Raw genomic sequence first — 25,768 nt, 5'->3', positions numbered from 1 at the left:
AGAATGCTTCAATAGCCCGCGACCAAATTTGGTGGGGGGGGATGCTAAGACTTGAGCAATCTCCACCGGCTGGCGACGGTAGCTACACGAAATCAGAGGCTTGCACTCGGCGCGCCGACTAACCGGTGGTCCGCATGCCAGCCGAGACACCGTTGATGCCGAGGTTCACCAGGTGCTCCAGGGCGTCGGGCATCGCGTGCTGGTACGCGTCGGGGTCGTTCGCCACGCGCTCCAGCAGCACCACCTGGGCAACGTTCAGCGCATCGACGTAGCCGTTGCGGACCTGGATGCTGCGTCCCAGCCAGGGGATGCTCTCCAGCAGGTTCTCGGTGTTGTTGATCGCACATACGGCACGCCGGGAGCGTTCGTATTCGTCGACAATCGCCTGGGCGAGTTGCTGGCCCCCTTCGATCTGGTTGCCGAGTTCGCCGTAGAGTTGGAACACCGGCATATTGGCCTTGGCCAACGCGAGTTCGGCATTGCTGATCGTGGCTTCGAAGAAGGCCCACTCTTTGAGCATCTTACGCAGCAGGTCGATCGCCGCGGGGTCGTCCAATAGCGGTTCCACGGCCGAGCCAATCCCGTACCACGCCGGCAGGATCGCCCGACACTGGGTCCAACTGAACACCCAGGGGATGGCCCTGAGGTCCTCGATGCGATTACCCCCCTTGCGTTTGGAGGGCCGCGACCCGATGGGCAGGCGTTCGATCTCGTCGATGGGCGTTACTTCGCGGTAGAAGTCGGCAAAGCGCGGTGAGTCGACCAACTTGCGATAAGCGGCCAGCGAAGAGGACGCCAGACGCTCCATCATCTCGACCCACGCCGGGGGTGGTGGATCCGCCACCCGGGATGCGGCCGTGAGCGTCGACCAACAAACCTGTTCCAAGTGGCGATAGGCAATGGCCGGTGTGCCGTAGCGTTCGGCCAGCACCTCGCCCTGTTCGGTGAGTCGCAGCGAACCACTGAAGGCATCACCGGGCAGCGACAGAATACTGCGTGCCGCGGGACCTCCACCACGACCGAGCGAACCACCACGGCCATGAAAGAACGTGAGCTTGATACCGAACTCGTCGGCCACCTGCTGCATGGCACTCTGCGACTGCTGCAACGCCCACTGGGCCGACAGGTAGCCTCCATCCTTGGTGCTGTCGGAGTAACCGACCATCACCATGTGGTCGTCGCCCTGCTCGGTGACGTACTGACGGTACGTTGGAATGGAGAACAACTGGCGGAGGGTGTCCGGCGCGCCGTTCAGGTCGTCGATCGTCTCGAACAGCGGCGACAGCGGCAGGTGCAACTCGGCATCTCGGGGGCTGCCACCATCGACGCGGCCGCTCCAGTTCCACAGCCACAGCATCGAGACGATGTCGCTGGCCTTTTCGGTCATGCTCAGCACGTGAGCCCCGAACGGACCGGCGCCCCGCAGCCGCATCGTGCGCCGCACCAGGGCGAACAGTTCGAGCGTTTCGCGGGTGGAGTCAGACACCTCGGCGTCGAGGCCGGGCAACTGCTCGCTGGCCATGCTGTTGACCAGCAGCTCCACGCGGCGTGGTTCGTCGAGCCCGGCAGGCTCGTCGCACAACCCAGCGACTCGGCACATCTCGTCGATCGCCGAGCGATAAACGGCCGAGTGCTGGCGAAGGTCGAGCCGCGCCGTGTGCAGACCGAATACCTTGATTTGGGCGAGCCACGGTTCCACTTCGTTGGTCACCAGCAACTCGTCGCCCGTCTCGCGCAGGCACTCGGCCACCAGTTCGACGTCGGCAGCCAGGTCGTTGCGGGACCAGTACGCGGGGCTGTCTTTGCCCGCTGGTTGATCGATGGAGCACTGCAGCGTCTTGTTCAGCCGCCACCGCATGGCGAACAGCCAGCGGCGATAGGTCTCCAGCGGCGCAAGCTTCTCCAGTTCCTTGGCCAGTGTGGGCCATCGGTTGCTGACGTCGGCCAGGGCGGCCTCGATCTTGGCGGGCCGCTTCGTCAGGCGGTCGGACATGCTGAGCGAGCGTGCCAGTTGGCGTGCTTTGCTGCGGTGCTCGAGCACCGCATGGCGGCGAAGCAGCGTGAGTGTTTCGGCCGTGACCGCGGGCGTGACGAACGGATTGCCGTCGCGGTCGCCACCGATCCACGAGCCGAAGCTGACCAGCGGACTCTCGGGCGGGGCCACCTTGGGATAGTAACGTTGGAGCGCCCGCTCCAGGTCGTTCAGCAGGGCAGGGGCCTCGTTCCACAGCCCGGGCATGATCGCCAGGCCGCGTTCCACCTCCTGCAGCACAGTGGGCCTCCATGGCCGCACAAAGTCGGTCTGCCACAGCTTGTGGAGCTCGCCCCGAATGAACAAGTTGTTGCGCTCACGCTCGCGGGGCAGCAGTTCGTCGTCGTCGCCGGCGTTGAGGAGCTGCCGGATGCGATGCAGGATACGACGGACGCTGCGGCGTTTTGCTTCGGTGGGGTGAGCGGTGAACACGAGTTCGATCTTCACCCGCTCGAGCAGTCCGCGAATTTCGGCAGTGGAAAGACCATCGTCGTGCAGCGTGGCGAAAGCGGCGCCGATCGACTCGCTCCGCGCGTCGGGATAGGCCTGCTGCTCGCGATCGCGGATCACGCGGATGCGATGGCGGTCCTCGGCCAGGTTGGCCAGCTCCAACACGATGGTAAAGCTGCGGATGATGATGCTAAGTTCGTCGCCCGACAGCTGGGCGATTCGATCGCGAAGTTGCGTCGCCATCGAGGCGTCGCCTTCGCTGAGTCGGCGGGCCATGCTGCGGACTTCTTCCACCAGGTCGAAGCCCTGTTGGCCGGCGTGATGTTTAATGACTTCGCCAAACAGTCGGCCCAGGGAGTCGACTTCGCGGCGCAGCTCGGATTGTTGGGGAGCACTCATGAGGACCACAGGCAAACAAGAGAGGCGTTGGAAATCGTAAGCAGCGGCACAACTCGCCTGTTGGTCGTGCCCATAATCAGGTCAGAGTATCGCGGATCGCCGTCGATGCGCCGACCCCCGTGGCCGCATGGAGTTCCCGCAGCCCTGGTAATCTTGTTGCCATTCTCGGGTGGAGTCAAAAGGTCCGCAGTCGTTAACGCCAGCCAAAAAGGAGCAAACGTCAGGTCGATTGGGACCGATTCAGCCAGTTCTTGCGTTGCGACTGTCGAAAGTTCCTCAAGTCTTGCCCCAGGAACGGGCGAAATAATACTTCGGATGGTTTGTTCCGGCAAAAGCCCAACCCCGCACCGCGCGGCGAGTCTTGGGAGAGCCAGAACGCCAGCAGGGGGGGCCCTGCCTGAGGAAGTCGGTATCCACCGACCGTTTTTTGGCTCACAGTGCGCCGCGCACTTCCCACCGAGCCATGCCAATGGGTGCCCCAGTCGCCTGCTAAACCGTTCATTAGAGATGCGTGCATGCACTCGCCTGCGGACTGGCGATGTGCGGAAAGATTGGATTGTAGTGGTTATGCGGCCCGACCGCCGGGTAGAGCAGCTTCTGCAAGCACTTTTACCAATCTCCCCGCACCCGTCCGACCGATGCGAACATTACGCAGGAGCGGATCAGAAGGACCTGACCCAACCCAAAACCAGAATTCCCAAGCGCAGAGGCACCGACCCAGAGGCGGGAACTCGACCCAGCACACCGACACCAGGGATCAAGCGTCGGAGTGAGAGTTTTCGTTAGGCGCCAACGCCGCTCGCCGCATGTTAGATGGCATGCAACGAGCTTCGCAGTAAAAACAGCATGTAGAATTTGGAGAGCCCGATGAAGGTCTTTACTACTGGTCAGGTCGCAAAGATCTGTAAAGTGGCCCCGCGCACGGTCAGCAAGTGGTTTGACTCGGGACGTCTCAAGGGATACCGCATTCCGGGATCCCAAGACCGTAGAATCCCGCGTGAATACCTCATCAAGTTCCTCAAGGAGCATGGCATGCCCCTTGGTGACTTGGAAGACGAAGCGATGGCCAAGGTTCTGATCGTCGCTCAGGACCAAGTGTTGATCGAAAACCTAAAGCGTGAACTGCCGCTCGAAAAGTCGTTCAAGACTTCCACCGCCGCCAGCGGTTTCGAAGCCGGCATTCAATCCGAAAGCTTCCACCCCGACTGCATCATCGTCGATTTCTCGATCGGTCAGGTCGAAGCGTTGCAGATTTGCCAAAACCTGCGTCGCAATCCCGACTTCGCCGAAACGATCCTGATTGCTCTGCTACCGGACGATGGCAGCTCGATGAGCTTCGATCGCTCGAGCATCAACGAGACGTTCAAGAAGCCGTTCGACGCCGCTCTGTTGGCCGAACGTCTGCGGACGCTGATCGGCAGCAAGAAAGAGCTGGTCTAAGCCAGCGTCGTAAGGCTTCTGGTTTGGGTTGATGTTGGAGAGTTGAGTGATAAGCGTACTATCCACCCACGCTGCGAGAATTGGGGTGGCTTAGAATATAGGGTATACGGGCCGAATGATTCGGTCCGCCAGCCGCCAGCGAGTGATCCCGTACTCGCCCGGCGGCACCCGCCCAGCTTCGAAAGGCCTGGCCACCACAAGTGGCGAGGCCTTTCGGCGTTTGTACTCGGCAATAACTCTTCCTTGCACGGCGCATTTTTACAAGCGACATGTTACAATCGAGGACTGCACCCAACGTTGCCTCGAAGCTCGGAACCTCGAGGTGGCTACCTTCAATTTGGCCGGAGTTGCAGACAAGAGGCTTCCGTGCTCAAGCGACTGGCAAGCTGGACGACACGCCGTAAGTTTGTCTCGCTGTGCGTGCTCGTTCTGTTGGTGTTGGTGGGTTTCTTCATCGCGAAAGCTGGGTACCGTGCCCACTTGGTGTCGCAGGAGCTCGCGCGGTTACGAGCGGCGGGGGTTCCAACGAACGCGAAAGAGCTCAACGCATTCGTAGCCATTCCCCGCGGTGAACCAGACGCCACCGCAGCCTGGAAGAAGCCGCTGGACCAGCTCGTTGCAGGCGCGCTGGGTCGACGTCCGTACGGGCTCACGCTGCTGGACGGAAGCCACGAACTTCCGCCGCCTCCTGGCGAGCCGTGGGACGAACTCGAAGCGGCCCAAAAATTCCTCCAACAGCACAAGTCGCTCTACGATGACATCGATGCGGCAATCGCAACGCCTGGACGATGCTGCTTTATTCCTGATCACTCGCAAGGATTGCACGTCCTGTTACCCCACGTGACGTACGGACGGATGGTTGTGAAGCTACTCAAGCTGCGAGCGAGCATGCGGCTGCGCGACGGCGATACGGCCGGAGCCGCCCGAGATTTACGAGCCATGCTGCAAACGGCTGCCATCCTCCGCGACGACCCTTACGAGGTTTCGCAATTCGCTCGCATGGGGTACCTGGAGTTGACTTATACGCTTATGGAGCAACTACTTCCTCACATCGAAGCTCAGCAGTCGGAGCTGGAAGCGATGCAGTCGTTATTGGAGGAAGTCGACATGCATCGCGGACTGGAGCTTGCTGCGATGAGCCACCGCGTGATGGGCATGGTCGCTTTCGATAACCCAGCGACGGGGGGAGCCGGCAACATGCCAACGCCCATTTACCAAGCCTGGATCGGGGACAACGAGTTGGAATTCCTGCAGTTAATGCGCGATCTGGACGAAGGTATCGAAGCCGACTGGCAAGGGGCACTTGCACTCAACAATCTGCATCCAGCTCTCGATTGGCAGGATGCACAGAGGAGTGCCCCACTTGGCAGGGGTGCATGGTTCGCTCCCAGTTTGTGCGCCAACAAGCTAGCCACCGACGTCCCTATCTTCGCAGAGGGACAAGCCAGGGCCAGCGCCGCCGCCGCGGGCATAGCCGCCGCTCGATTCCACCATAAGAACGACCAGTGGCCTGCCTCACTCGATGAAATGGTTCCGGAGTTCCTGGACGAATTGCCAATGGACCCCTTCACGGGAGAGCCACTCAAAATGATCGGCACTGGAGAGGAGATAACGATCTACAGTGTTGGTCCTAATTTGAAGGACGACGGCGGAGTTGAAATCCCAGAAGTGGATTCCAACGGCGACGAGCGACTGGAAGGCAAGCCTGACATCGTGTTTCGCTTTTTGAAGTCCACGGAGCAGCCATAGCGGCGGCACCTGCCGCCTGGCCATCACAAGTGGCGAGGTCTTTCGGCGTTCACGGTTCGTCGGGAAGCATGAGCTCAGCGGGTTCGAGCCCCTCGGCCGCCGCGGTAACGCGTACCGGTTCACTCCCACGAGTGCTTTGAACAATGACCAACAGCCGGCCATCCCGCGTAGTTTTGCGGGGCGACTTGAGCGGCGTGGTGTCGTTCTGATCGCCGTTGTCGACGCCGAGCAGCCGCCCGCTGCCGGTGACTTCGACATGCACTTCGGCTTCGGCATTACTAACCACGTTGCCATCCGCGTCGGTCACGCGAACTTCAACAAGCGCCACGTCCTGGCTTTCGCCAGCCACGAAGGGAGTATCGGTGAGCGGCTTGATCTGCAGCTTCGCAGCTTCGCCCACGGTGTGAAGCGTATCGGTCGCGACCTGCTTGCCATCGTTTAGCCCGATGACTTGTAGCTCACCTGGCTGGAAGTCGACTGTGGTGCTCAGGAAGCTGCCGAAGCGGTTCATATCGGGTTCGAGCTCCTGGTCGCTGAGTTGGAGCTTTACCTCTTCGCAGTTGGTGACGATCATCAGCGACACCGGCTCGCCTTGCTGGCCGTTCCAACTGCGAGGCTCATCAGCGAATTGCAACCACCGGCGCCGGCCTTGTCTCTCTTGGCGCGTTTCAGTCACGAAGCAGTGAACGAAGGGCTCCTCGCTCCAGGCGGCCTTCAGCCAGTGGCTTTCGGGCTTCAGGAAACCGCGCGTATCGAACACGCCCGCCTGGCTGCCATGGTTGGGCCACTCGTTGGCCTCGCCCAGGAAGTCGAAGCCGACCCACAGGTAGATCGAACTGATGAAGTCGTTGTCCACGACCGCCTGCCAACTTCGTGGGCTACGTCCGTTCTCGCTGCCGTAGATCACCCTACCCGGGAAGTCGGCATGGTCTTGCTGGTAGAACTGTTCCTGGTAATTGTATCCAGCAACGTCCAGCATGTTCGCCAGGCCAATGTCGTTGGAAGCGGGCATATTCGACAACGCCATGGTGACCGGCCGAGTGGGGTCGTGCCGCTTAACCGCCGCAATGAGTCGCGGCGCGACCACTGCCAGCCGTGTCGTGCGGGGTGAGCCATCGTCGATGGGCGGGGCGCCCGGGTCGAAGGACTCGGGGTGGACGTAGGGATCGCCGGGATAGTCGATTTCGTTACCAATGCTCCACAGGATGATGGAGGGGTGATTTCGGCCCCGGCGGACCATGGCTTCGATGTCGCGCTCGGCCCACTTTTCGAAGTCCTTGTTGTAGCCAAACCGCTTGGCTTGCCCCACATTGCGCCCCTTTACCCATTTGCGTTTGCCAAGCTCCCACTCGTCGAACGCCTCGTCCATCACGAGCAGGCCGATCTGGTCACACAAGGTGTATAACTCCTCGGCCATGGGATTGTGACTGCAGCGCACAGCGTTTGCCCCCAATGATTTGGCGAGACGCAAGCGGTACTCCAGCACCTCGTCGGGCACGGCGGCTCCCACGACGCCAGCGTCGTGGTGCATGCAGAGGCCCTTGATGAGCAAGGGCTCGCCATTCAAGAAAAACCCTTCCTCCGGATCGAAGTAGTAAGTACGGATTCCGAAAGCGGTGCGGACTTCGTCGATGAGTTGCTCTTCCGCGAAGATCTTGGTGATCGCGGTGTATTGTGTCGGGGTGTCGACTGACCACAACTGGGGTTCCGCAACTTGATGCCAGTGGGCCAAAGTCTCGCTGCCGCCGCTGGCGATGGTTGCCGTACTGGACTGCTCGGACAGTTGCTGGCCATCGGAATCGATCAACACGGTCGCAACTAGAAGTTCGATGTCTTCTGAATTGCGGTTGACCACTTCGTTCGACACCAGCACATCGGCACGCTCTTGAGTGACGCGGGGTGTCGTGACGAAAGTGCCCCAGTGGTCAACATGCGTAGGGTCGGTGACGGTGAGCCACACATGACGATAAATGCCCGTGCCCGGATACCACCGGGAGTCGGCCACTTCGTTGCGGGTTACCTGTACCGCTATGGCATTCGCTTCGCCGGGCTTCAAGTGAGGGGTCAAACGGTAGCTGAACGGAGCGTAGCCGTAAGGGCGAGTGCCCAGGTGGTGTCCATTGATCCAAACCTGGCTATCGCGATAAACCCCGTCGAAATGGACGGTGACCTCGCGACCTTGCCACTCGCTGGGGACGTCGAATGTCTTGCGATACCAACCGACACCGCCCGGAAGATAGCCGGTACCGCTGGCGAACTCTTTGCTGAAAGGCTGTTCGACGGACCAGTCGTGCGGCAACTGCAAGACGCGCCACTCGCGGTCATCAAATTCGGCTTGCTCAGCGTCCTGGACATCGCTCAGATGGAACTTCCAATTGCTATCGAAGTTCTGGCGAACTCGCGGCGACGGAGCATCCTTTGCCAACAATGGGCCATTGCACGCGCTGCTCAGCAATATAATGACGAGCACAGCGGCCGTGACACGAGACGCGTTCGACAAGAGTATTCGAGCAGTCACAAGACAAGGCATAGCAGCAACTCGCAAAACGGAGGATAACAACCGCGTAAAGGGGGCCCCCAGAGCGCCCGTTAGCCTCATGCTATCCTACGTGCTCGAGCGTTGCCAAGCGAACCCAGCGTTGTCCCCCCTAAGTCGTGATGCCAACGCAGGACAACATGCAGGTTTTTGCAGTATGCTGTCTGATGGCGTGGGAGCAGGGAGACTCGACCTTTCCAGGGACTCCGCGGAGTATGGAGCATCAAGGATACCCGGTGACTTTGCGGCAAGGAGAGTGCATTGAAAAGGAGTCGGTGTATCTGAGGTATTGGATTGTTGATACACCAGTCCAATTGGCTCCCAGCGATGCGGAATACCAATGGACTGCCATAGTTGAGACTCAGTCCAGCTGGTGCGGCTAGTAGCACCTTGCCGAGGCCATTGGTTATTTCTCCATTCCGACAATTGAAGCAGATGACGCCATAACCAATAATAGGTCCTGAACTGTGGATCTCGTCGAGAGCTTGGTCATGTGGACTGCACGACCGCAATACGTTCAGGCATAGCGCCCCGACGCTTGGCCGAGTTTTCGTCTCAGCAGAAACACTCGAGGCTTCTGGATTCAGTTTGGCATACTTCTATTGATGGCGCGCACATGTGGATTCGGATGGGGAAGAAGCGGCAGCGGAGGTTGGGACACGAGACCCTGGAGGAACGATGTGTTCTGTCCAGCTATCCCGTGATCACCGAGTTCATGGCCTCGAATTCAACGACCATCGATGATGGGCTCGGAGGTAGTTCCGACTGGGTCGAAATCTATAATTCCTCAAACAGCGCTATCGATCTTGGTGGTTGGCATCTGACCGACAACGATTCCAATCCGACCAAGTGGACCTTTCCCACAACGATACTTGAATCGCAACAATACTTGCTGGTCTTCGCTTCGAATCAGGCGACCGCGGGCTTCATCGATCCATCGGGCTACCGCCACACGACATTCGCCCTCTCCGCAGGCGGGGAGTATTTGGCGCTGACCGACCCTGCGGGTGCGGTTGTATCGGAGTTTGCGCCGGAGTATCCACCGCAGTCGACCGACATCTCCTACGGCATCGATGATACGGGCGCCGCGGTCTACTTCACCAATCCTACTCCAGGTGCCGCGAACGACTCGCTGTCGGCACTTGCGCCAGCGGTGCTGATCAGTGAGATCATGTACCATCCGTCGTCCGATTTGCCAGAACACGAATACATTGAGTTATACAATACCACCGGTTCCAGCATCGACCTCGAGGGATGGACTCTCGAGGGCGCGGTGGAATACGCGCTTCCGGCCGTCAGTCTCGCGGCGGGCGACTACCTGGTGGTAGCGGCCGACGCATCCGCCTTTGCCTCGTTGCATCCAGCGGTTACCAACGTGGTGGGTGGTTGGCAAGGACAGCTTTCCAATCGGGGTGAGGCCATTCTGCTGAGCAGCAGCAATGGCCAGCTTGTCGACAGCGTAACCTACACCGACCAGGGCGATTGGGCCGACCGCCAACTAGGTCCTCTCGACTACAACCACCGAGGTTGGGTTTGGAGCGATGCCCATGATGGCGATGGCAGCTCGCTGGAATTGGTGAGCTTCGGCCTTTCTAACAACTCGGGGCAGAATTGGAAAGCCAGTTCCACAATCGGCGGTACGCCTGGCGTCGCCAACTCGGTGCAGGACCCTGACGATAATGTCGCACCGCTAGTGGTGAATGTTACGCATTACCCTGTTATTCCCAGTTCCACCGACCTGGTGACCATCACGGCGAAGCTGGTGGACGAGTTGGCCAACGGAGTTTCGGGAACGCTGTTTTACCGCACGGACGGCGCACCAGCGTTCCAGGCTCTGGCGATGTCGGACAGTGGGCTCGGCGGAGATGCAACCAGCGGCGACCATGTATTCACGGCGCAACTACCAGCGATGACCGACGGGACCATCGTCGAGTTCTACGTGCAGGCCGAGGACCAAGCGGGCAACACCCGAACGTACCCCTCACCAACGCAGCCCAGTGGCGAGCAGCTAACCAATCTGCTGTACCAAGTCGACGACGGCTTCGATTCGAACGACCTGCCTGCCGCCGGCGAGGCGCCGATCTATCGTCTGATCATGACCGAGGCCGAGCGAGCCGAGTTGCAGCAGATTGGATCGAGTTCGTCCGATCGGTACAGTCACGCGCGGATGAACGGCACCCTGGTCACGGTCACCCCCAGCGGAGTCGACTTCCGCTATCGCGTCGGTTTCCGCAATCGCGGACAGTCGAGTTCGAGCCAGTTGCCCAACAGCTATCATGTGGATATCCCCCGCGACGACCTCTGGCAAGGGCTCGAAGCCTTTAACCTCAACACTCAGTACACGCATTCCCAGTTGGCTGGTCTGAAACTGTTCCAGGCTACTGGCGCGATCGCTGAGGATTCGCTGGCGGTTGAAGTGCTTGTCAATGGCGCCGATCTTTCGTTCGCCGGCTCGCCATCGTATGGAGTGTATGTCCAGATCGAAGCTGCCGATGGGGTGATGATCGGCAATCACTATCCCGATGACGACGGCGGCAACTTCTACAAGGCAGTACGCAGTCCATCGGGTTCGGCCCGGGCCGACTTTCGCGATTTGGGAGATGATCCCGCCGAGTACGCCATTTACTACGAGAAGCAAACCAACGTATCGGAGGCCGACTACAGCGACATCATGGAGCTGGTACAGGTGCTCAACTACGAGCCTGACGAGACTTTCTACGATCGACTGAGTCAGATCGTGGATGTTGACCAATGGCTCAACTATTTCGCCACCTTCGCTATTCTCGGGTCCCAGGAAACCTCGCTCGCGACGGGCGTGGGCGACGACTATCTGATGTACCGCGGCGAGAACGATCCGCGATTCCAGCTCATCCCGCACGACTTCGACACAATCCTCGGGCGTGGTGACACCACCGGCTCGCCCACCGGCAGCATCTATCGGGCGGCAAACCTTCCCTTAGTGAGCCGCATTCTGCTCCATCCGCAAATCTTGCCCGCCTACCACGCCCGACTGCAAGAACTGCTGACGACGACCTTCTCTAAAGCCAGCTTCGATTTGCTGCTGGATAGCTTGCTGACCAGTTTCACGCCAGCTGACCAGATCGCCGGCATGAAGTCGTTTATGGATGCCCGCCGAGACCATATCCTGGACCTAGTGACTCAATCGCTGACAGCCGAGTCCTCACTGGTGGTGCAGGGCGGATTGCCGCGGACCACGCAAGACAATGTGGCCTTGCTCGGTACGGCTCCCTTGGTGGGTACCCAATCGGTGACCGCCAACGGAATCGTGACGGACTACGATGTCGAGTCAGGTCAGTGGTCGGTTGGGGAGTCGACGGGGGCCGTGATCAACCTGATGACCACCGGCCACATCTGGCATTATCTGTCCCCCGAGCTTGCCCCCACTACTTCGCCGGGCAGCGATTGGAGGGCCGACAATCTCCATTGGCCCGATTCGGGACCTTCGGAGCTGGGTTTCGGCGATACCCAGGCAACCGACGTGCCCTACGTTGATACCGATCCCAATCAATCGGGCACGCAAAAGAATATTACCACGTACTTTCAGACGACGTTCGATGTGACCGACGCGGCCGAGTACACATCACTCACCATGGAACTGCTGCGCGACGATGGCGCAGTGGTCTATCTGAATGGCACCGAGATTGTCCGCTCGAACATGCCCGGCGGCTTCATCACCTCCACTACTCCAGCATCGGGGAACGTCGCTGGCGGACAGGAGGCGACATTCTTCGAGTACAGCATCGATCCGACCCTTTTGGTCGAGGGCGAGAACGTGCTGGCCGTCGAGATTCATCAAGACGATAACGGTAGCAGTGACATTAGCCTCGATGTACACCTGTTAGGAGTTCTAGGTAATCCCAGTTCTGCGGGCGGGGTGCCGCTGGTGCCTGGTGTCAACCGAATCGAAGTCAACTCCTACGATGGTCAGCAGGGTACCGGTCGGTTGCTGGGCACTACTTGGGTTGACGTGTGGTACGACAACGCAGCTGGGCAAAATGTATCGGGAGTAATCGACGACACGCAGCACTGGACCGCGGCCGACGGTCCCTATGTCGTGACCGGAGACTTGACGATTACCGGTGCCGGAGTGCTGACGATCGATCCGGGAGTGACTGTCTTCTTCAACAACGCAACTGGGCTTACCGTCACCAACGGCGGCCAACTTGTTGCGGAGGGAACTGCCGACGCCCACATCCGCTTTGCTCCCAATCCTGCGTTGGGAGGACTGCCGTGGGATGGATTGAACTTCACCGACACCCAGGCAGACAACCGGCTGACCTACGTCGATCAGCAGGGCGGCGGGGCAACCAACCAAGCCGTGTTTATCGATCACGGCCGACTGACCATCGACCACACCACTTGGTTAGACGTGAATGTGCAGATTCTCGACCTGGAGCATCCCACGCTTACGGTGTCCAATTCGATGATTCCGGGCATCAGTGGCAACGAAACGGTACACCTGTTCGGACTGGATCAGGGTGAGCAGCTAGTGTTCGAGAACAACGTTTTCGGCATGAACACCAGTGGCGACGACGTCATCGATCTGGGCCACGACACCTTGACGCCGGCGACGATCGTGTTTCGCGGCAACACGTTCCTGGGAGGCTTTGACGACGGCGTCGACACGGATGGATTTCCAGTGTTGCTCGAGAACAACGTGTTCTCGAACTTTCATTTGAACACCTCCCGGCCCACCACCTCCAATGCCGTGTCATCAGGATACATGTCGGTCGGTGGTCAGACGATTTCCAGCCAACTCACGTTGATTGGCAACGTCTTCTTCGATAACGACCACCATCTGCTGCTCAAAGACCTGTCGTTCGCCACGCTGACCAATAACACGATGGTCGGAGCCACTTACGGTGCTATCCACCTGGAAGAGCCCGGGGGGACAAGTGTCCTGGGGCCAGGGCGCGGAGTGGATATCGATGGCGTCCTATTTTGGGACAATCCGCTGGTGCTGGAAGGAGTTACCGCCGGCACCGAGTTAACGGTCGATCACTCGATCGTGCCTTCGCAGTGGGCCAGCTACGGCGTGGGCAACCTGTCGGACGATCCACTGTTGAGCAATCCCGCGGTGGGCGATCTTTCGCTATCGCAGGGTTCACCGGCAATTGATGCCGGGCCCAACGGTTCAGACATCGGCGCGTTGCAGCTTCCCGATTACCTGCCAGCCTCGGCGGCTAACCTGCGGCTGACAGAGATTCATTTCGATCCGCTGCCCGGCGACAAGCTGGCGGGCGAAATTGGCGGCACCGGTAGGTCGTTCGAGTTCATCGAACTCGCGAATTTGGGAATGGAAACCATCGATCTTTCAAACGTTGCCTTCGACAAGGGGGTCGAATTTACTTTCCCCTGGCTAACCAGCCTGGCGCCGGGCGAAACGGTGGTCGTCGTCGACAACACCGACCTGTTCGTCTCCCGTTATGGAGACGATATTCGAATTGTGGGCGAGTACTCCGGCAATCTATCGGGCAATGGCGAACGATTGCGGCTGCGCGACGCAGCGGACAACCTGATTGCCGAGGTGACCTATGGCGTCAACAGTCCCTGGCCGGATGTGTCGGGCGGCTACTCGCTGGAGGTGATCAACCCCTTGGGCGATCCCGACTTGCCGACGAATTGGCTGGCGAGCGCCACGATGGGCGGGACACCGGGCAGCTTCACCCCGGTGCCAGCACTCCCCGGCGACTATGATCGCAGCGGCACCGTCGACACCTTGGACTACCAGCTCTGGAAAGAACAGTTCGGCCAGCAGATGACTCCTGGACTGGGCGCCGACGGCAACTTGGACGGTCTTGTGTCGCTCGCCGACTATGCGGTGTGGCGTAACCACCTGGGGGCGACGACAACCCCTGCAATTCAGGCCATTACGGGGGCTAGTTCCGATTCGTTGGAACCTGTCGTGGTTGGCAGTGCTTCGAGTGCGGTGCCTGGCAAATCGAGTGAGGCGGAGGAGCTTACAATCGACACGGAGGTATCGTCGACCGGCGCATTGCCAAGCCGAGGTTTCTATGCTTCACCACTGCGTCGCCACGATTCAGAACACGGTTCGCGGGCCGACGCACTCGACGAAGTGTTTGCGGACTTTCCGCTCGTTCACGATACCATGTTATTGCTGCGACGCGCCGACCAAGCTCAAGAGCTGCCATCCAGTCACCTGCAGCACTCGCGGCAGCGTCTTCCAAGCGAACTGGATACAATAAAGCCAGACGAGTCACTCACCTTGGCCGCATTTGGGCATCGCCAGCTCCGTAGCAAGCTGCGGCCATAGCCGTTTCTGCCAAGTGGTGGTGTTATTCATACTCCCGCGGCAGCGCCGCCGAGGAGGAAGGCTGGTAATAGATTCGCCGAGGTGCCGCTGGCTTGGCGGAGCGAGTGGAGCTCATTGGCGACTTGGTCACCGCCAACCCTTGCCGCTGGCGGACGCGGCGGATGTCGATCAGCAGTTGCTCGATCTGCAAGTGCGTCTGGAGCGTCTGCGAGATCACCAATGCGTTGCTCGAAGGAAGTGGTCTGATTTCTGCCTCTGGTCCGCCATTCTCTACCCAAGTGTCGGACGCGATCGTGCTGATGATGACGTCGATCACCGAGTCGTAGTCTGGGTAGCCATCGGCGATCTGCAGCAAGTCGTCCACTTGGTAAACCCGCACGAATTGGTGGATCAGCGCTTCTTCTTCGGTGGTAATGATCACCACTTTCTCGCGCAGGCTCCAGGATAATTCCAATTCCTTGAACGCCAGGTCGAGCATCGCACCGAACGTGACTGAGTCGAGAGAAACGGTGACCGGCTCGTCGGGCGAGAGTCCCAGATCGTCCAAGGCCGTGGTGTCGATGATCATTTGCAGCCCGGTTTGCTGCTCCAACAGCTCTACAACCTGGTTGAGTGGCATCTTGTGCACGTGCAGGGTTGTCGGCATGGAAAGTTTCTGCTGGAGCCACTCCCAGGAGTCTTCGGGCTTCGCCTCCGCGGCAAGAGCCATCGCAGGACAGACCAGGCAAGTTACTAGCAGCAGGAAGGAATGCTTAAGCATGAGAAAGGGCCTCTGACTCGGACACGAAATCACGATCAACCGCTTGCAACTGTCACCATCGTAAAGGCGAAAGCACCGGTGGGCAAACATCGAAGCTCTTTGCCTGGCGAGTGAAAGTGTTGCCATTTGGAATAACCATTGCCGAGCCGGTAGAATGGTTGGGCAGCTTGACCCAACTCCTCGAAATCTCCTGGACTACTCATGATGCCAACCGCCCGGTTACTCTCTGTTTACGTTCTGGCCTTGCTGTTTATTGCGATCAGCAGGGCTCCTTTGGTCCGCGCCGCTGACGAGGCCCAGACCGAAGTCCCGCTCAAGCAGCTGGTGGCCTACACCTCGGGCGTGGCCTTTTTCGAGCGGGCGGGGGAAGTGGAGGGCAATGCGGACCTGGTGCTCGAGTTTCCCACCGAGAGCATGGACGACCTGCTGAAGACGCTGGTGCTGTTGGATCTCGACGGTGGGAAGACGGCCACGGTGATGTACGAAAATCGCGATCCCGTCGCCCGCAGCCTGGGGACGTTGCCCTTCGAATTGCAGCCGGGGGCCAGCTTGGGCGACCTGCTGGGGCAGTTCCGAGGACAGCAGATCGCGATTGACGACTGGCAGGGGCGGATCGTCAGCATCGAAACCCAAACGCTCCGCGATGAGCAGCAAGTTCGCGGGGTCGAACTATTGCTGGTGCAGACCGACGAGGGACTGATGCGACTGCCACTGGACGAAATTGCCGCCATCAAGTTGGTCGATCCGGAAGTGCAGCAACGCTTTCAGCGAGCTTTGGAGTTGCTGGCCATGCAGGCCGACTCGCCTGCGAAACGCGTGACCTTGCAGTTTCGGGGGGAGGGAAAGCGTCGCGTACGGATCGGCTATCTGCAGGAGTTTCCCGTCTGGAAGGTGAGCTACCGTCTGGTGATTGATGCCGATGGCAAGACGCTGTTGCAAGGTTGGGCGATGGTCGAGAACACCACCGATCAGGACTGGCAGGACGTTCAACTGAGTCTCGTGAGCGGCCAGCCCTTTGCGTTTCGGATGAACCTCTACGAACCGCTGTATGTCCAGCGACCAGAGGTGCAGCCCAGTGCCGTGGCAGGTCTGGTGCCGCGCGAGTACGGCCGCCAACTACAGCGATCGCGTCCACGAGGTGGAGAGTTTGGCGGCTTTGGTGGGGGAGGGGCGTTTGGTGGCGGTGGCTTCGGCGGCGGTGGTTTTGGTGGCAGTTTTGGTTCGGAAGACGCGATGGAATTTGGTGGCGGGCGCGATCGTTCACTGGGTGACCGGCTTTCCGAAAGTCAGCCCGCCATGGCCACAGCCACCGAAGTGGGCGAGTTGTTTCATTATGAGATTGATACGCCCGTGACTCTGGCGAGCGAGACGTCGGCCATGCTACCGATCGTGAACGCCAATGTGGAAGGGGAGAAGCTGTCGTTGTACGACCCAACGGTGAACGCCAAGCATCCGCAACATGGTTTGCGAATCAAGAACACCACGGACCTGCACCTGATGCGGGGGCCGATCACAGTGCTGGACGAAGCCCAGTACGCGGGCGATTCGCGCATGGCGGACACGCCACCCGGCAGCGAGCGACTGATCACCTACGCCATGGATCCGGAAGTCGACGTCAACATCGAGAGTGGGGCCGTCGAGAAGCAGCTGGTTGAAGTGCGACTCACTCGCGGAGTAATCCTGACCAAGCACCGCGTGCAGCGGGTAGCAACCTACGAGCTTGACAATCAAGGATCCAAGTCGCGGCTGGTGGTCATCCAACGTCCCGAGAATGCTGGCTGGGAACTGGTCGAACCGAAAGCAGCCAGGACCACCGACAATGCCCTGCGATTTGAGGTGTCGGTGCCGGCCGGCGAGTCGGTGACCCTGCCAGTAGTCGAACAACAAACCAGCCAGGAGAAGTTTGCCGTGGAACAACTCTCCGACGAGGAGTTGGCGTTGTATCTTAATTCGCCACTGGTCAGCGAGCAGGCAAAGCAGACGCTGGAGAGCTATCGCCAGCGTCGAGTCGAGCGGACGCGACTTCGCTTAGCGGTGAATGCATCCGAAGCGGAACTTCGAGCGCTTGCACAGGAGCAGGAGCGGATCGGCAAGTCGATGGATCGGCTCGATCGAACTAGTGAACTGTACCAGCGGTTCGTCAAGAAACTGGGTGAATTGGAAACCCGAATTGAACGCGAACGAGTGAGGCTTGCCGAACTGCGGAAGAAGCTGCAGGACATCCAGAACAAGATCGGTGACATTGCACCGTTTGAATTTTGATCGTACAGAATCTCGAAGTCGACTGCCGTCGTCATCAGCGGGGTGGAAATGCTGAATTCGATCGCCCAGTGGTCCTGGTGGCGAAAAGCCATTCTGTTGGCGGCGGTGATCGTCGTGGTTCTCGGAGGCTGGACCATTGGCAGGCGGTGGTACCGAGACGGTCTGGCGGCCGCAGAGATCGAAGCACTCCGCGAACGGGGGCAGCCGACCAATGCAATAGAGCTCAACGAGTACGTCGCGTTGCGGCCGGGAGAACCGGATGCAACGGGCGCCTGGCTGGTACCCATGGGTAACTGGCGATCTGTTGCCGGCGTAGAACCCTCGGCCGCACAACTGCTGGACGGTTATGTTTCTGAGCCACCGCTGCCGGTAGAGTCCTGGCCGAGGTTGGCTGAGGCCAAGACATTCGTAGCCAAACGCCAATCGGAGTACAGCGACATCGACGCGGCGCTGGCGACACCGGGCCGGTGTGTGTATGTAAGAGACTACCGACCTCCGTCAATATCGCTGCCATCGATTGGCGGGCTGCGCTACATTTGGCGGATGCTCGCGGTGCGAGCAATTGTCGAAACGCACGGAGATCGCCAATCCGCTGCGCTCAGTAACCTGCAGGGCATGTTCGCAACTACCGAAACCATGAAAGACGAGCCGCTGCTTGTGTTCCAACTGATTCGCCTGCAGATGGTGCACCACTCGCTTTTGTATCTGGAGGTACTGCTGCCGGCGCTCTCTGCGGAGGATGCGTCACTACGGCAGTTGCAGGACGAACTCGCTGGCGTCGACATGCTGGATAGCCTGCGCGTGAGCCTTATCGGTAATCGAGCTGAGACACTGGAAGCTTTAGACCAGTCCTGGAATGACAAGCTACGCAGTGCGTGGCATGGCGACGACCAGCTCTCTGTCATCCGAGCGGCTGCCGAGGTGGAGCCATTGTTGGCGCAAGACTGGCCAGGGCCGCTGGAGCTGGCAGAGAATTATCCACAAGAGGCGGACTTACGTAAGGTGGGTTCGCTTTCCCCCTGGGGGGCAAATGACGTGGCTCCGTCGTTGGGCCCCGCAATGATTGCCTCCCGCGTGGTACGAATTGCCAAGACCACGGCACGCGTACGGGCGGCAGTCGTGGCGATTGCCGCCGTGAGGTATCACTTGCAGCACAACACGTGGCCAGAGTCGATCGATCAGCTTGTTCCCGCGCAGCTCGAGACCGTGCCGCTCGATCCATTTACTGGCGAACCCCTGAAACTGCTGAAGACCGATAGTGAGCTGCGCATCTACAGCGTTGGCTTTGATCGTCAAGACGACGCAGGAGAGGAGATCACCGGCCCCGATTGGGAAGGTGAAAACTGTCGCACCGGCGAGCCGGACGTGGTGTTTCGCCTCCGGCTCGACTAAGCTGTTGCCAGCAGGATTTTGGTCTAAGCAGTATCAGTGGCAGTGAGCTTTCGCGTCCGGCCCCATGGCACCTTCATCCAATCTCCCCCCGCCGACGCCCGAGGACGAACGCTGGGCTCAGCCTCCTCGGCGCATCGAATTGCCACCCGCGGTACAGATGCGGCGGCAGCGAAGTACCGAGCAAACACTGTACTCCGTGCCCCGCCGGTTCGACATCGCGACGATGCTAACCGTATCGTTTGCTTATTCTCTGTTGTTCACGATGCTCCGCTTGCTGGGGGCCGAGTGGCCCGTATTCGCGTTCATCGGTGGGCTGACCATCGCAGTGGGAGTCGCCCAGGCATTTTTTCCGTACGGCGACGCGCCTCGTTGGGCATCAGCCATTGCAGGCGTGGCCTACAGTCTACTGTGGTGGGTGGCATTCGTAGTTGTTTACGGCACCTGGGACGGGGAGTTCCTGTGCGTGGCGTTTTCGTCGGTTATCTGGGGGCCACTGCTTGGATATCTCTGCGGAGCTTGCGAAGCCGGGGTGTTTCTGGTGGCCGATATGGTGCGGAAGCGGTGGTTTCCAGACGAGGCGGAGGAAATACTCCAAGACCAGGATTGGGAAGATGTACCGCTTGAACGGATTGAAGAGTAGCCGCGACCCGCCGAGTCGGGGCAGTTGCGTCAAATTGCCGCGGCTACTTCGGTTTCGGCTACCATTTCGCTACAATTCCCTCGTTCGGCGGCAATTCAGGACTTTAGTGGTGGGCTGCGAGTGGGTGACCTGACGCATTTTGACGAATCGGGCGCAAGTCGCATGGTGGACGTGGGCGACAAAGCCATCACTCGCCGGCGGGCCGTGGCGTCGGCCCAGGTCGTGATGCAGCCCGCAACGCTGGAGCAAATCCAATCCGACGAGCACGCGAAGGGAAATGTCCTGGAGGTGGCCCGCCTGGCGGGAATCATGGCGGCTAAACGCACGGGCGACCTCATACCGCTGTGCCACCCATTGCCGATAGACAGCGTGGCAGTAGACTTCCAGTGTGCGGACTCGACGACACTGAACATCGTGGCTGAAGTGACCACTACCGCTAGGACGGGCGTGGAGATGGAGGCCCTGACGGCCGCCACCACGGCTGCCCTGACGGTGTACGACATGGTAAAATCGGTGGACCGCAGCCTGGTGATTCAGCGGGTGCAGCTCGAGCACAAGTCGGGCGGAAAGAGCGGCGATTGGAATCGCAACGACATGGACTTGAGTACGAAGGACCACGCATGACACGAGTCGGAGCCACGAGCGCTGCCAATCAGCGAGCAGTGGGCGACTTGTTCGCCGACATTCGCACCAGCCTGGAGGGGGTCGAACACCGCCTGCAGGAGGAACTTCGCAGCCGGCACGACAACGTCGACCAAGTGGTTCGCCACGGATATCGCCTGGGGGGCAAACGGCTGCGGCCAGCCCTGTTGCTGCTGTCCGGCCAGGCCGCCGGCAAGCTCACCAGCTATCATGAAACGCTGGCTGTGGTGGTGGAGATGATTCACACCGCCACCCTGGTGCATGACGACATCCTGGACGAGGCGGATCTCCGTCGTCACGTCGACACGGTAAATGCCCGCTGGGGAAATGAAACCAGCGTCCTGCTGGGCGACTTCCTGTTCTCGCACGCGTTCTATCTGGCCAGCACCGTAGGCACCGCCGAGGCGTGTCAATTGATCGGCAAGAGCACTAACCGCGTTTGCGAAGGCGAGATGCGGCAGACACTCGCCGAGGGCGACTTAACCCTTTCCGAAGACGATTATTACTCAATTATCGACGCGAAGACGGCCGAGCTGTGCGCCTGCTGCTGTGAGTTGGGGGCACGATTCAGCGACGCGGACGAACAGACCATCGCCGCACTTTCCAGCTACGGGCGCCACCTGGGGATGGCGTTCCAGATTGCCGACGACCTGCTGGATCTGGCTGGCGACGAACAGGCAACCGGCAAGTCATTGGGCCGGGATCTGGCCAAACGGAAGCTTACACTGCCACTGATTCACGCTCGCGACACGCTGGTCGATGGACCTCGCACCAACTTCTTGTCGCTGCTCGAAGCGGGGGCTCAGTCGACTACGCCTATGTCAACTCTTAAGCAGCTCGGCTCGCTGGAGTACGCCCGTGATGTAGCCCTGCAGTTCGCCGATAAAGCGACAGCCGATCTGTCGGGCCTCGCCGATTCGCCAGCAAAGGCAACGCTCGAACACCTGGCAGCCTTCGTGGTCAGCCGACAAGGCTAGTTGCTCCAACGTTGGACCGTGACTGCAACGCTAGCTGGAATTGCCGGCGTAATCGTTAAAGTTTGGCCCCGCTGCGCACCGAGATTGGGAAGGTGGGGGGCCAGCTATTCGAAGTGGGAGTGACCCCATGGGCGCCCAACTGGCTCTCGAGGCCAACCTTCCTTTCGCCGCCGATGAGTTTTTCGACTCTTGCGTCCTGCAATCGGCTGATCTTTCGCCGCACAAGCTCAAGGACACGCGCCGCGCCATCCGGGTTGTGGGTGTGCTTTTTTATCTGGGGGCGCTGCACGGTGCCTTTGCTGCGATCGTCTGCGGATTGATGTCAATCGGCCTGGCGGCGAATGGCCCAGTCGCGACCGAGAGTTCAGCCACGCTTGGTTGGTTTGACCTGGGGCTGCTATCGGTATTTTGGGCATGCTGGTGCGTCCTGCTGACCTCCGTCGCCTGGGGGCTGAGAAGGTTCGACCGGCAATCCGCCAATTGGGCGAAGGGAATTTCCATCCTCCTATTGCTGGCCGTCCCGGCGGGTACCGTGGTGGGAGTGGTCTTCCTGATTTCGCTCCACAATCGATTTGCCAAGCATCTGTGGGAGTCGGGAGGGCTCATCCTGGACGAAGCGGATGAGTTTCCGGCAGTGGCCGACCGACCGCGCGAGCAGAAATCGTCAGTGTTTCCCGTTGTACTATTGCTGATGGTGCTTCTAGTGAGTGGCCTATTGGGGCTGTTGATTCTCGCCTAAGCCTGATCGGGCGCTGACTTCAGGATGGATTCAGCCGTGGCACTGCTGCTGTCTCTTTCGCCAACCTCCACCCAGCGGCATTCGCTCAAGCTGCGGAACCACGTGCCCTGGCGTTTGGCAAACCTGCGAGTGCGGGATTTAATCCGCTCGGTCATCGCGTCGTGGTCGAGCTCGCCTGCCAGATAAGCTAGCACCTCCTGGTAGCCCACCGCCTGGCTCGACGTGCGGCCAAGCTGTTTACCGTCAACCGTTAGCCTCCGTACTTCGTCCACCAGGCCGTCGACCAGCATCCGGTCGACGCGGGCTTCGATGCGGCGGTGCAGTTCGTCGCGGGGCCGGTCGAGCACGAACACTCGGCACTGGTCAGCCGGTCGCGCCTCTTCGAATTCCATTTGCTGATGGCTGATCGGCTCGCCTGTCGAGCGAAACACTTCCAGCGCGCGGATCAGTCGGCGCGTATCGTTGGGGTGAATCTGACTGGCGGCCAGTGGGTCGACTTGCTCCAGCCGCTTGTGCAGCTCACCCGGAACCAGGGCGGCCGCTTCTCGCTCGATTTGCTCGCGGAGTTCCCAGTTGGCGGGAGGGCCTTCGAACAGTCCACGCAGCAGGCACTTCAGCCACATCGGAGTACCACCGACAAACAGTACCTGCCGGCCACGGCTGCGGATCGTACGGACTACTTGCTCGGCGTCCTCCAGATATTGAGCGACGCTGTACTCCTCTGCAGGGTCGCGAATGTCGATCAGATGGTGTGGCACCGCTGCCTGCTCTTTGGGGCATGGCTTGGCGGTCCCAATATCCATGCCACGGTAAATGGCCATCGAGTCGAGCGAGACAATCTCGGCGTTCAGTTGCTGGGCAAGGTACAGCCCCACCTGCGACTTTCCGATGGCCGTCGGACCGGTGAGAAACCAACATTCGTCAAGAAACAGCTCTTTCGACACGCAGCACCAAGTGGTTCATTGTCAGGCGGGGGGGCGCGGACTAGACTGTTAGGTTATAGGGTTTTCCACGCCGGACCGCCACGCGGCCCAGGAGCGGACCGACAGGTCGACTCTCCCGGACCTCGCGGCGGTCTGGCTCTTTTTGTCCCTCGAAAGCCTGCCCCAACTGACGTCACCCGCTATGTCCAATCGCCCGCTCGACCAACTCGAAGCCACCATCGCCGCCCGTCAGGCAGCGGGCGACGCCGATTCGTCGTACACGGCCAAGCTACTGGCCGGAGGCGTAGAGAAAATAGGCAGGAAGATCGTGGAAGAGGCCGCCGAAGTGGTCGAAGCGGCAGGGGAGCCCGGCGAACCAGGCCGCGAACACACCATCGCAGAAGCTGGAGACGTGCTCTACCACTTGATGGTGCTGCTCGCCCATCGTCAGATCAAATTGTCCGACGTCGAAAGCGAACTTGCTCGACGGTTTGGCATGTCTGGACTGGAAGAGAAAGCCTCACGCAGCAAGTAGCGTCCGAACCGACCTTACACCTCGCTGCCTTTTGCTAACCGTCCTACCGCTAATATTTACCATGCCCAATTTACGTATCGGGATTCCCAGTAAAGGTCGTCTGGCAGATGCCGCGGCCGAGTTGCTCAAGGAGGCAGGGCTCAGTTTCCGGCGGCAGGATCGTAGCCTGTTCGCCAAAGTCAAGGAGATGGATATCGACATCTGTTTCCTCCGCACCGACGACATTCCCGTCATGTGTGCTGAGGGCGCGATTGGACTGGGGATCACGGGTGGCGATTTAATTGAAGAAGCCTGCGTCAAACTCACGCAGCGTCTGTCCTTAGGGCTTGGTGGCTGTCGGCTCGCCATTTGTGTGCCGGAAGACTCGCCCTATAAGACGGCTGCCGATCTGAATGGTGCTCGCATTGCTACGAGCTTTCCGAACATCACGCGCAACTATCTGGCTGAGCACGGCGCCGATTGTCACACGGTGGAGCTATCCGGCTCGGTCGAGGCCACCATCACTTTGGGCGTGGCCGACGGCATCGTCGACCTGGTAGAGACCGGAAGTACGCTGGCCGCCAATCGGCTGCGAATTCTCGAAACGATTGGTTCTTACGAAACGGTGCTGGTGCAGAGCGACTCGGTGGTGGACGCCCAGCTCGCCGACCGAGTGGTCCGCCGCCTGGAAGGCGTGGTCATTGCGCGGAGCTACTCGCTGCTGGAGTACAACATCGAGGAGAAGAACCTCAGCGCCGCCGAGAAGATTACTCCGGGGTATAGCTCGCCAACGGTCAACAAGCTGGAACGCGAAGGCTGGTACGCCGTGCGTGCCATGGTGCCTCGCAAGGAAGTGATTGGCATTATGGAGAAGCTGGAAGTCGCCGGCGCTCAAGCGATTCTCGAAACCGCTATCCAGAATTGCCGCCTCTAATTTATCCAGTGGCCCGCGGTCCGGGTTATCTGCGCCCTCGGACTGTGTTTCGTGCCCGCGGCTCGGGGCCAGAGATCGCCCGGAAGGTTTGCTAGCATTAGTTTGGTGATGGCATTGCTCGCTGTGCGGCGACCTTCTATGCTTCCCGCACACTTTTCTGTGGGGGGAACGTCTGCGCCGCTACCGTGACGCTCATGCCATTTTCGTCATCCATTGCGATCGAGTCCCACACGCGCTGTCGATGCGCCGGTGCGCTGCTGGTTGCAGTGATGCTGGTTTCTGGTTGCCAAACGGCGCAGAAGATGGTTGCCCCTTCGCAGCACCGCGATTGGGAGCCGCTCTACTCGGTGTTGCCGACGGCAGAGTTTCAGGGTTCGCAGGTGAATGTCCACAATGTCCGCTACTGCAAGTACATCGATGCCGACTCCTACGTGCCCGATTGGTACGATAAGTCGTTCGACGTTCGCGACATCCGCGCGGTGGACTTTGTGCTGATGCCGTTCCCGGGTAACCCCGCACTGGCGCATACGCAGATCAGTTTCGAAATTGCGCCTCCCAACGCTCCGGTCGACTACTTAGTGGTAAGTGCTGAAGTCCGCAAGGAGAAGGGGGAGACTTATGGCCCAGTGAAAGGGAGCACCCGCCAGTTCGAGCTGACTTATGTGGTTGCCGATGAGCGGGACAGTATCCTATCGCAAACCAGGTTCAAGGATCGCGACGTCTATCTCTATCGATCCACTGCCACCCCTGAGCAGTCGCAGCGTTTGTTTCGAGACGTGATGGCCCGCGTAAACGGGTTGGCCGCGAAGCCGGAGTTTTATGACACGCTGACCAACAATTGCACGACGAATATCATCGAGCACATTAATCGCATCCAGCCTCGCCGGGTAACCTACGACTACCGCGTGCTGCTGCCGGGCCTCTCGGACGAATTGGCCTATGACCAGGGCCTCATAGTCCACCGCGGCACGTTCCAGCAAACCAAGACCGCGGCCTACGTGAACCCCAAAGTCCAGCAGCTCTCGAGCGGCGAGGACTTCTCGAAGCTGATCCGCCGCTAGTCGTGGTGTCGCTGCCGGTCTCG

Annotated in this window: 16 protein-coding genes; 12 read left to right on the top strand and 4 right to left on the bottom strand. The window is 59.9% G+C overall.

Annotated features, from left to right (window positions below):
• Positions 1 to 118: 118 nt before the first annotated feature.
• Positions 119 to 2,881: a phosphoenolpyruvate carboxylase gene (gene ppc / locus NG895_RS07965; protein WP_252851943.1), complete on the bottom strand. Its 2,763-nt coding sequence runs from the start codon at positions 2,879 to 2,881 to the stop codon at positions 119 to 121.
• An 867-nt stretch (positions 2,882 to 3,748) separates the two neighbouring features.
• Between ppc and NG895_RS07960 the strand changes: the two genes are divergently transcribed.
• On the top strand, positions 3,749 to 4,321 hold the full coding sequence (locus NG895_RS07960) for a helix-turn-helix domain-containing protein (RefSeq protein ID WP_145249560.1): 573 nt from the start codon (positions 3,749 to 3,751) through the stop codon (positions 4,319 to 4,321).
• Positions 4,322 to 4,687: 366 nt separating this feature from the next.
• Positions 4,688 to 6,070 carry a hypothetical protein gene (locus tag NG895_RS07955; RefSeq protein ID WP_252851942.1) on the top strand — a complete coding sequence of 461 codons (1,383 nt, stop codon included), beginning with the start codon at positions 4,688 to 4,690 and terminating at the stop codon, positions 6,068 to 6,070.
• Between the two features lie 49 nt (positions 6,071 to 6,119).
• Here the strand turns inward: NG895_RS07955 and NG895_RS07950 are convergent, their stop codons facing one another.
• Positions 6,120 to 8,495 (bottom strand): glycoside hydrolase family 2 TIM barrel-domain containing protein, encoded by a 2,376-nt coding sequence (locus tag NG895_RS07950; protein ID WP_252851941.1) that lies wholly within the window; start codon positions 8,493 to 8,495, stop codon positions 6,120 to 6,122.
• A gap of 727 nt (positions 8,496 to 9,222) precedes the next feature.
• Between NG895_RS07950 and NG895_RS07945 the strand changes: the two genes are divergently transcribed.
• On the top strand, positions 9,223 to 14,901 hold the full coding sequence (locus NG895_RS07945) for a lamin tail domain-containing protein (RefSeq protein WP_252851940.1): 5,679 nt from the start codon (positions 9,223 to 9,225) through the stop codon (positions 14,899 to 14,901).
• Positions 14,902 to 14,923: 22 nt separating this feature from the next.
• Here NG895_RS07945 and NG895_RS07940 read toward each other — a convergent pair whose 3' ends face one another.
• The gene (locus NG895_RS07940; RefSeq protein WP_252851939.1) at positions 14,924 to 15,661 is read right to left on the bottom strand and encodes a hypothetical protein; all 738 of its coding nucleotides are present in this window, start codon (positions 15,659 to 15,661) and stop codon (positions 14,924 to 14,926) included.
• 204 nt (positions 15,662 to 15,865) lie between these two features.
• Here NG895_RS07940 and NG895_RS07935 point away from each other — a divergent pair, with 204 nt between their 5' ends.
• From NG895_RS07935 to NG895_RS07910, 6 genes are all read left to right on the top strand, one after another.
• Positions 15,866 to 17,923 (top strand): DUF4139 domain-containing protein, encoded by a 2,058-nt coding sequence (locus NG895_RS07935; RefSeq protein WP_252851938.1) that lies wholly within the window; start codon positions 15,866 to 15,868, stop codon positions 17,921 to 17,923.
• Positions 17,924 to 17,971: 48 nt separating this feature from the next.
• Positions 17,972 to 19,315 (top strand): hypothetical protein, encoded by a 1,344-nt coding sequence (locus tag NG895_RS07930; RefSeq protein WP_252851937.1) that lies wholly within the window; start codon positions 17,972 to 17,974, stop codon positions 19,313 to 19,315.
• 64 nt (positions 19,316 to 19,379) lie between these two features.
• Complete coding sequence (locus NG895_RS07925) at positions 19,380 to 19,955, top strand: hypothetical protein (RefSeq protein WP_252851936.1); 576 nt, start codon at positions 19,380 to 19,382, stop codon at positions 19,953 to 19,955.
• A 24-nt stretch (positions 19,956 to 19,979) separates the two neighbouring features.
• Entirely contained in the window at positions 19,980 to 20,579 is a 600-nt protein-coding gene (gene moaC, locus NG895_RS07920; protein WP_425267212.1) for a cyclic pyranopterin monophosphate synthase MoaC, read from the top strand.
• Positions 20,576 to 21,574 (top strand): polyprenyl synthetase family protein, encoded by a 999-nt coding sequence (locus tag NG895_RS07915; protein ID WP_252851935.1) that lies wholly within the window; start codon positions 20,576 to 20,578, stop codon positions 21,572 to 21,574. Before moaC ends, NG895_RS07915 begins: the two co-directional genes overlap by 4 nt.
• A gap of 127 nt (positions 21,575 to 21,701) precedes the next feature.
• Positions 21,702 to 22,313, top strand: coding sequence for a hypothetical protein (locus tag NG895_RS07910; protein ID WP_252851934.1), 612 nt, complete (start codon positions 21,702 to 21,704; stop codon positions 22,311 to 22,313).
• On the opposite strand, the gene miaA is transcribed toward NG895_RS07910, so the two are convergent.
• Complete coding sequence (gene miaA / locus NG895_RS07905; RefSeq protein WP_252851933.1) at positions 22,310 to 23,257, bottom strand: tRNA (adenosine(37)-N6)-dimethylallyltransferase MiaA; 948 nt, start codon at positions 23,255 to 23,257, stop codon at positions 22,310 to 22,312. The genes NG895_RS07910 and miaA overlap by 4 nt on opposite strands.
• A gap of 181 nt (positions 23,258 to 23,438) precedes the next feature.
• Here miaA and NG895_RS07900 point away from each other — a divergent pair, with 181 nt between their 5' ends.
• From NG895_RS07900 to NG895_RS07890, 3 genes are all read left to right on the top strand, one after another.
• Positions 23,439 to 23,771, top strand: coding sequence for a phosphoribosyl-ATP diphosphatase (locus NG895_RS07900; RefSeq protein WP_252851932.1), 333 nt, complete (start codon positions 23,439 to 23,441; stop codon positions 23,769 to 23,771).
• 61 nt (positions 23,772 to 23,832) lie between these two features.
• A complete protein-coding gene (hisG, locus tag NG895_RS07895) occupies positions 23,833 to 24,684 on the top strand; it encodes an ATP phosphoribosyltransferase (RefSeq protein WP_252851931.1) in 852 nt (283 codons plus the stop codon).
• A gap of 194 nt (positions 24,685 to 24,878) precedes the next feature.
• Positions 24,879 to 25,745 carry an Lnb N-terminal periplasmic domain-containing protein gene (locus tag NG895_RS07890; protein WP_252851930.1) on the top strand — a complete coding sequence of 289 codons (867 nt, stop codon included), beginning with the start codon at positions 24,879 to 24,881 and terminating at the stop codon, positions 25,743 to 25,745.
• Positions 25,746 to 25,768: the final 23 nt, after the last annotated feature.

This window comes from Aeoliella straminimaris (assembly GCF_024054565.1).
GTDB lineage: Bacteria > Planctomycetota > Planctomycetia > Pirellulales > Lacipirellulaceae > Aeoliella > Aeoliella straminimaris.
This window is presented reverse-complemented; position numbering and strand designations above follow the sequence as displayed.

Bases quoted from the DNA above. Each gene is read 5' to 3' on its own strand.
- ppc (WP_252851943.1), bottom strand. From the start codon at position 2,881: ATGAGTGCTCCCCAACAATCCGAGCTGCGCCGCGAAGTCGACTCCCTG.
- NG895_RS07960 (WP_145249560.1), top strand. From the start codon at position 3,749: ATGAAGGTCTTTACTACTGGTCAGGTCGCAAAGATCTGTAAAGTGGCC.
- NG895_RS07945 (WP_252851940.1), top strand. From the start codon at position 9,223: ATGTGGATTCGGATGGGGAAGAAGCGGCAGCGGAGGTTGGGACACGAG.
- NG895_RS07940 (WP_252851939.1), bottom strand. From the start codon at position 15,661: ATGCTTAAGCATTCCTTCCTGCTGCTAGTAACTTGCCTGGTCTGTCCT.
- NG895_RS07935 (WP_252851938.1), top strand. From the start codon at position 15,866: ATGCCAACCGCCCGGTTACTCTCTGTTTACGTTCTGGCCTTGCTGTTT.
- NG895_RS07930 (WP_252851937.1), top strand. From the start codon at position 17,972: ATGCTGAATTCGATCGCCCAGTGGTCCTGGTGGCGAAAAGCCATTCTG.
- NG895_RS07925 (WP_252851936.1), top strand. From the start codon at position 19,380: ATGGCACCTTCATCCAATCTCCCCCCGCCGACGCCCGAGGACGAACGC.
- NG895_RS07915 (WP_252851935.1), top strand. From the start codon at position 20,576: ATGACACGAGTCGGAGCCACGAGCGCTGCCAATCAGCGAGCAGTGGGC.
- NG895_RS07910 (WP_252851934.1), top strand. From the start codon at position 21,702: ATGGGCGCCCAACTGGCTCTCGAGGCCAACCTTCCTTTCGCCGCCGAT.
- NG895_RS07900 (WP_252851932.1), top strand. From the start codon at position 23,439: ATGTCCAATCGCCCGCTCGACCAACTCGAAGCCACCATCGCCGCCCGT.
- hisG (WP_252851931.1), top strand. From the start codon at position 23,833: ATGCCCAATTTACGTATCGGGATTCCCAGTAAAGGTCGTCTGGCAGAT.
- NG895_RS07890 (WP_252851930.1), top strand. From the start codon at position 24,879: ATGCCATTTTCGTCATCCATTGCGATCGAGTCCCACACGCGCTGTCGA.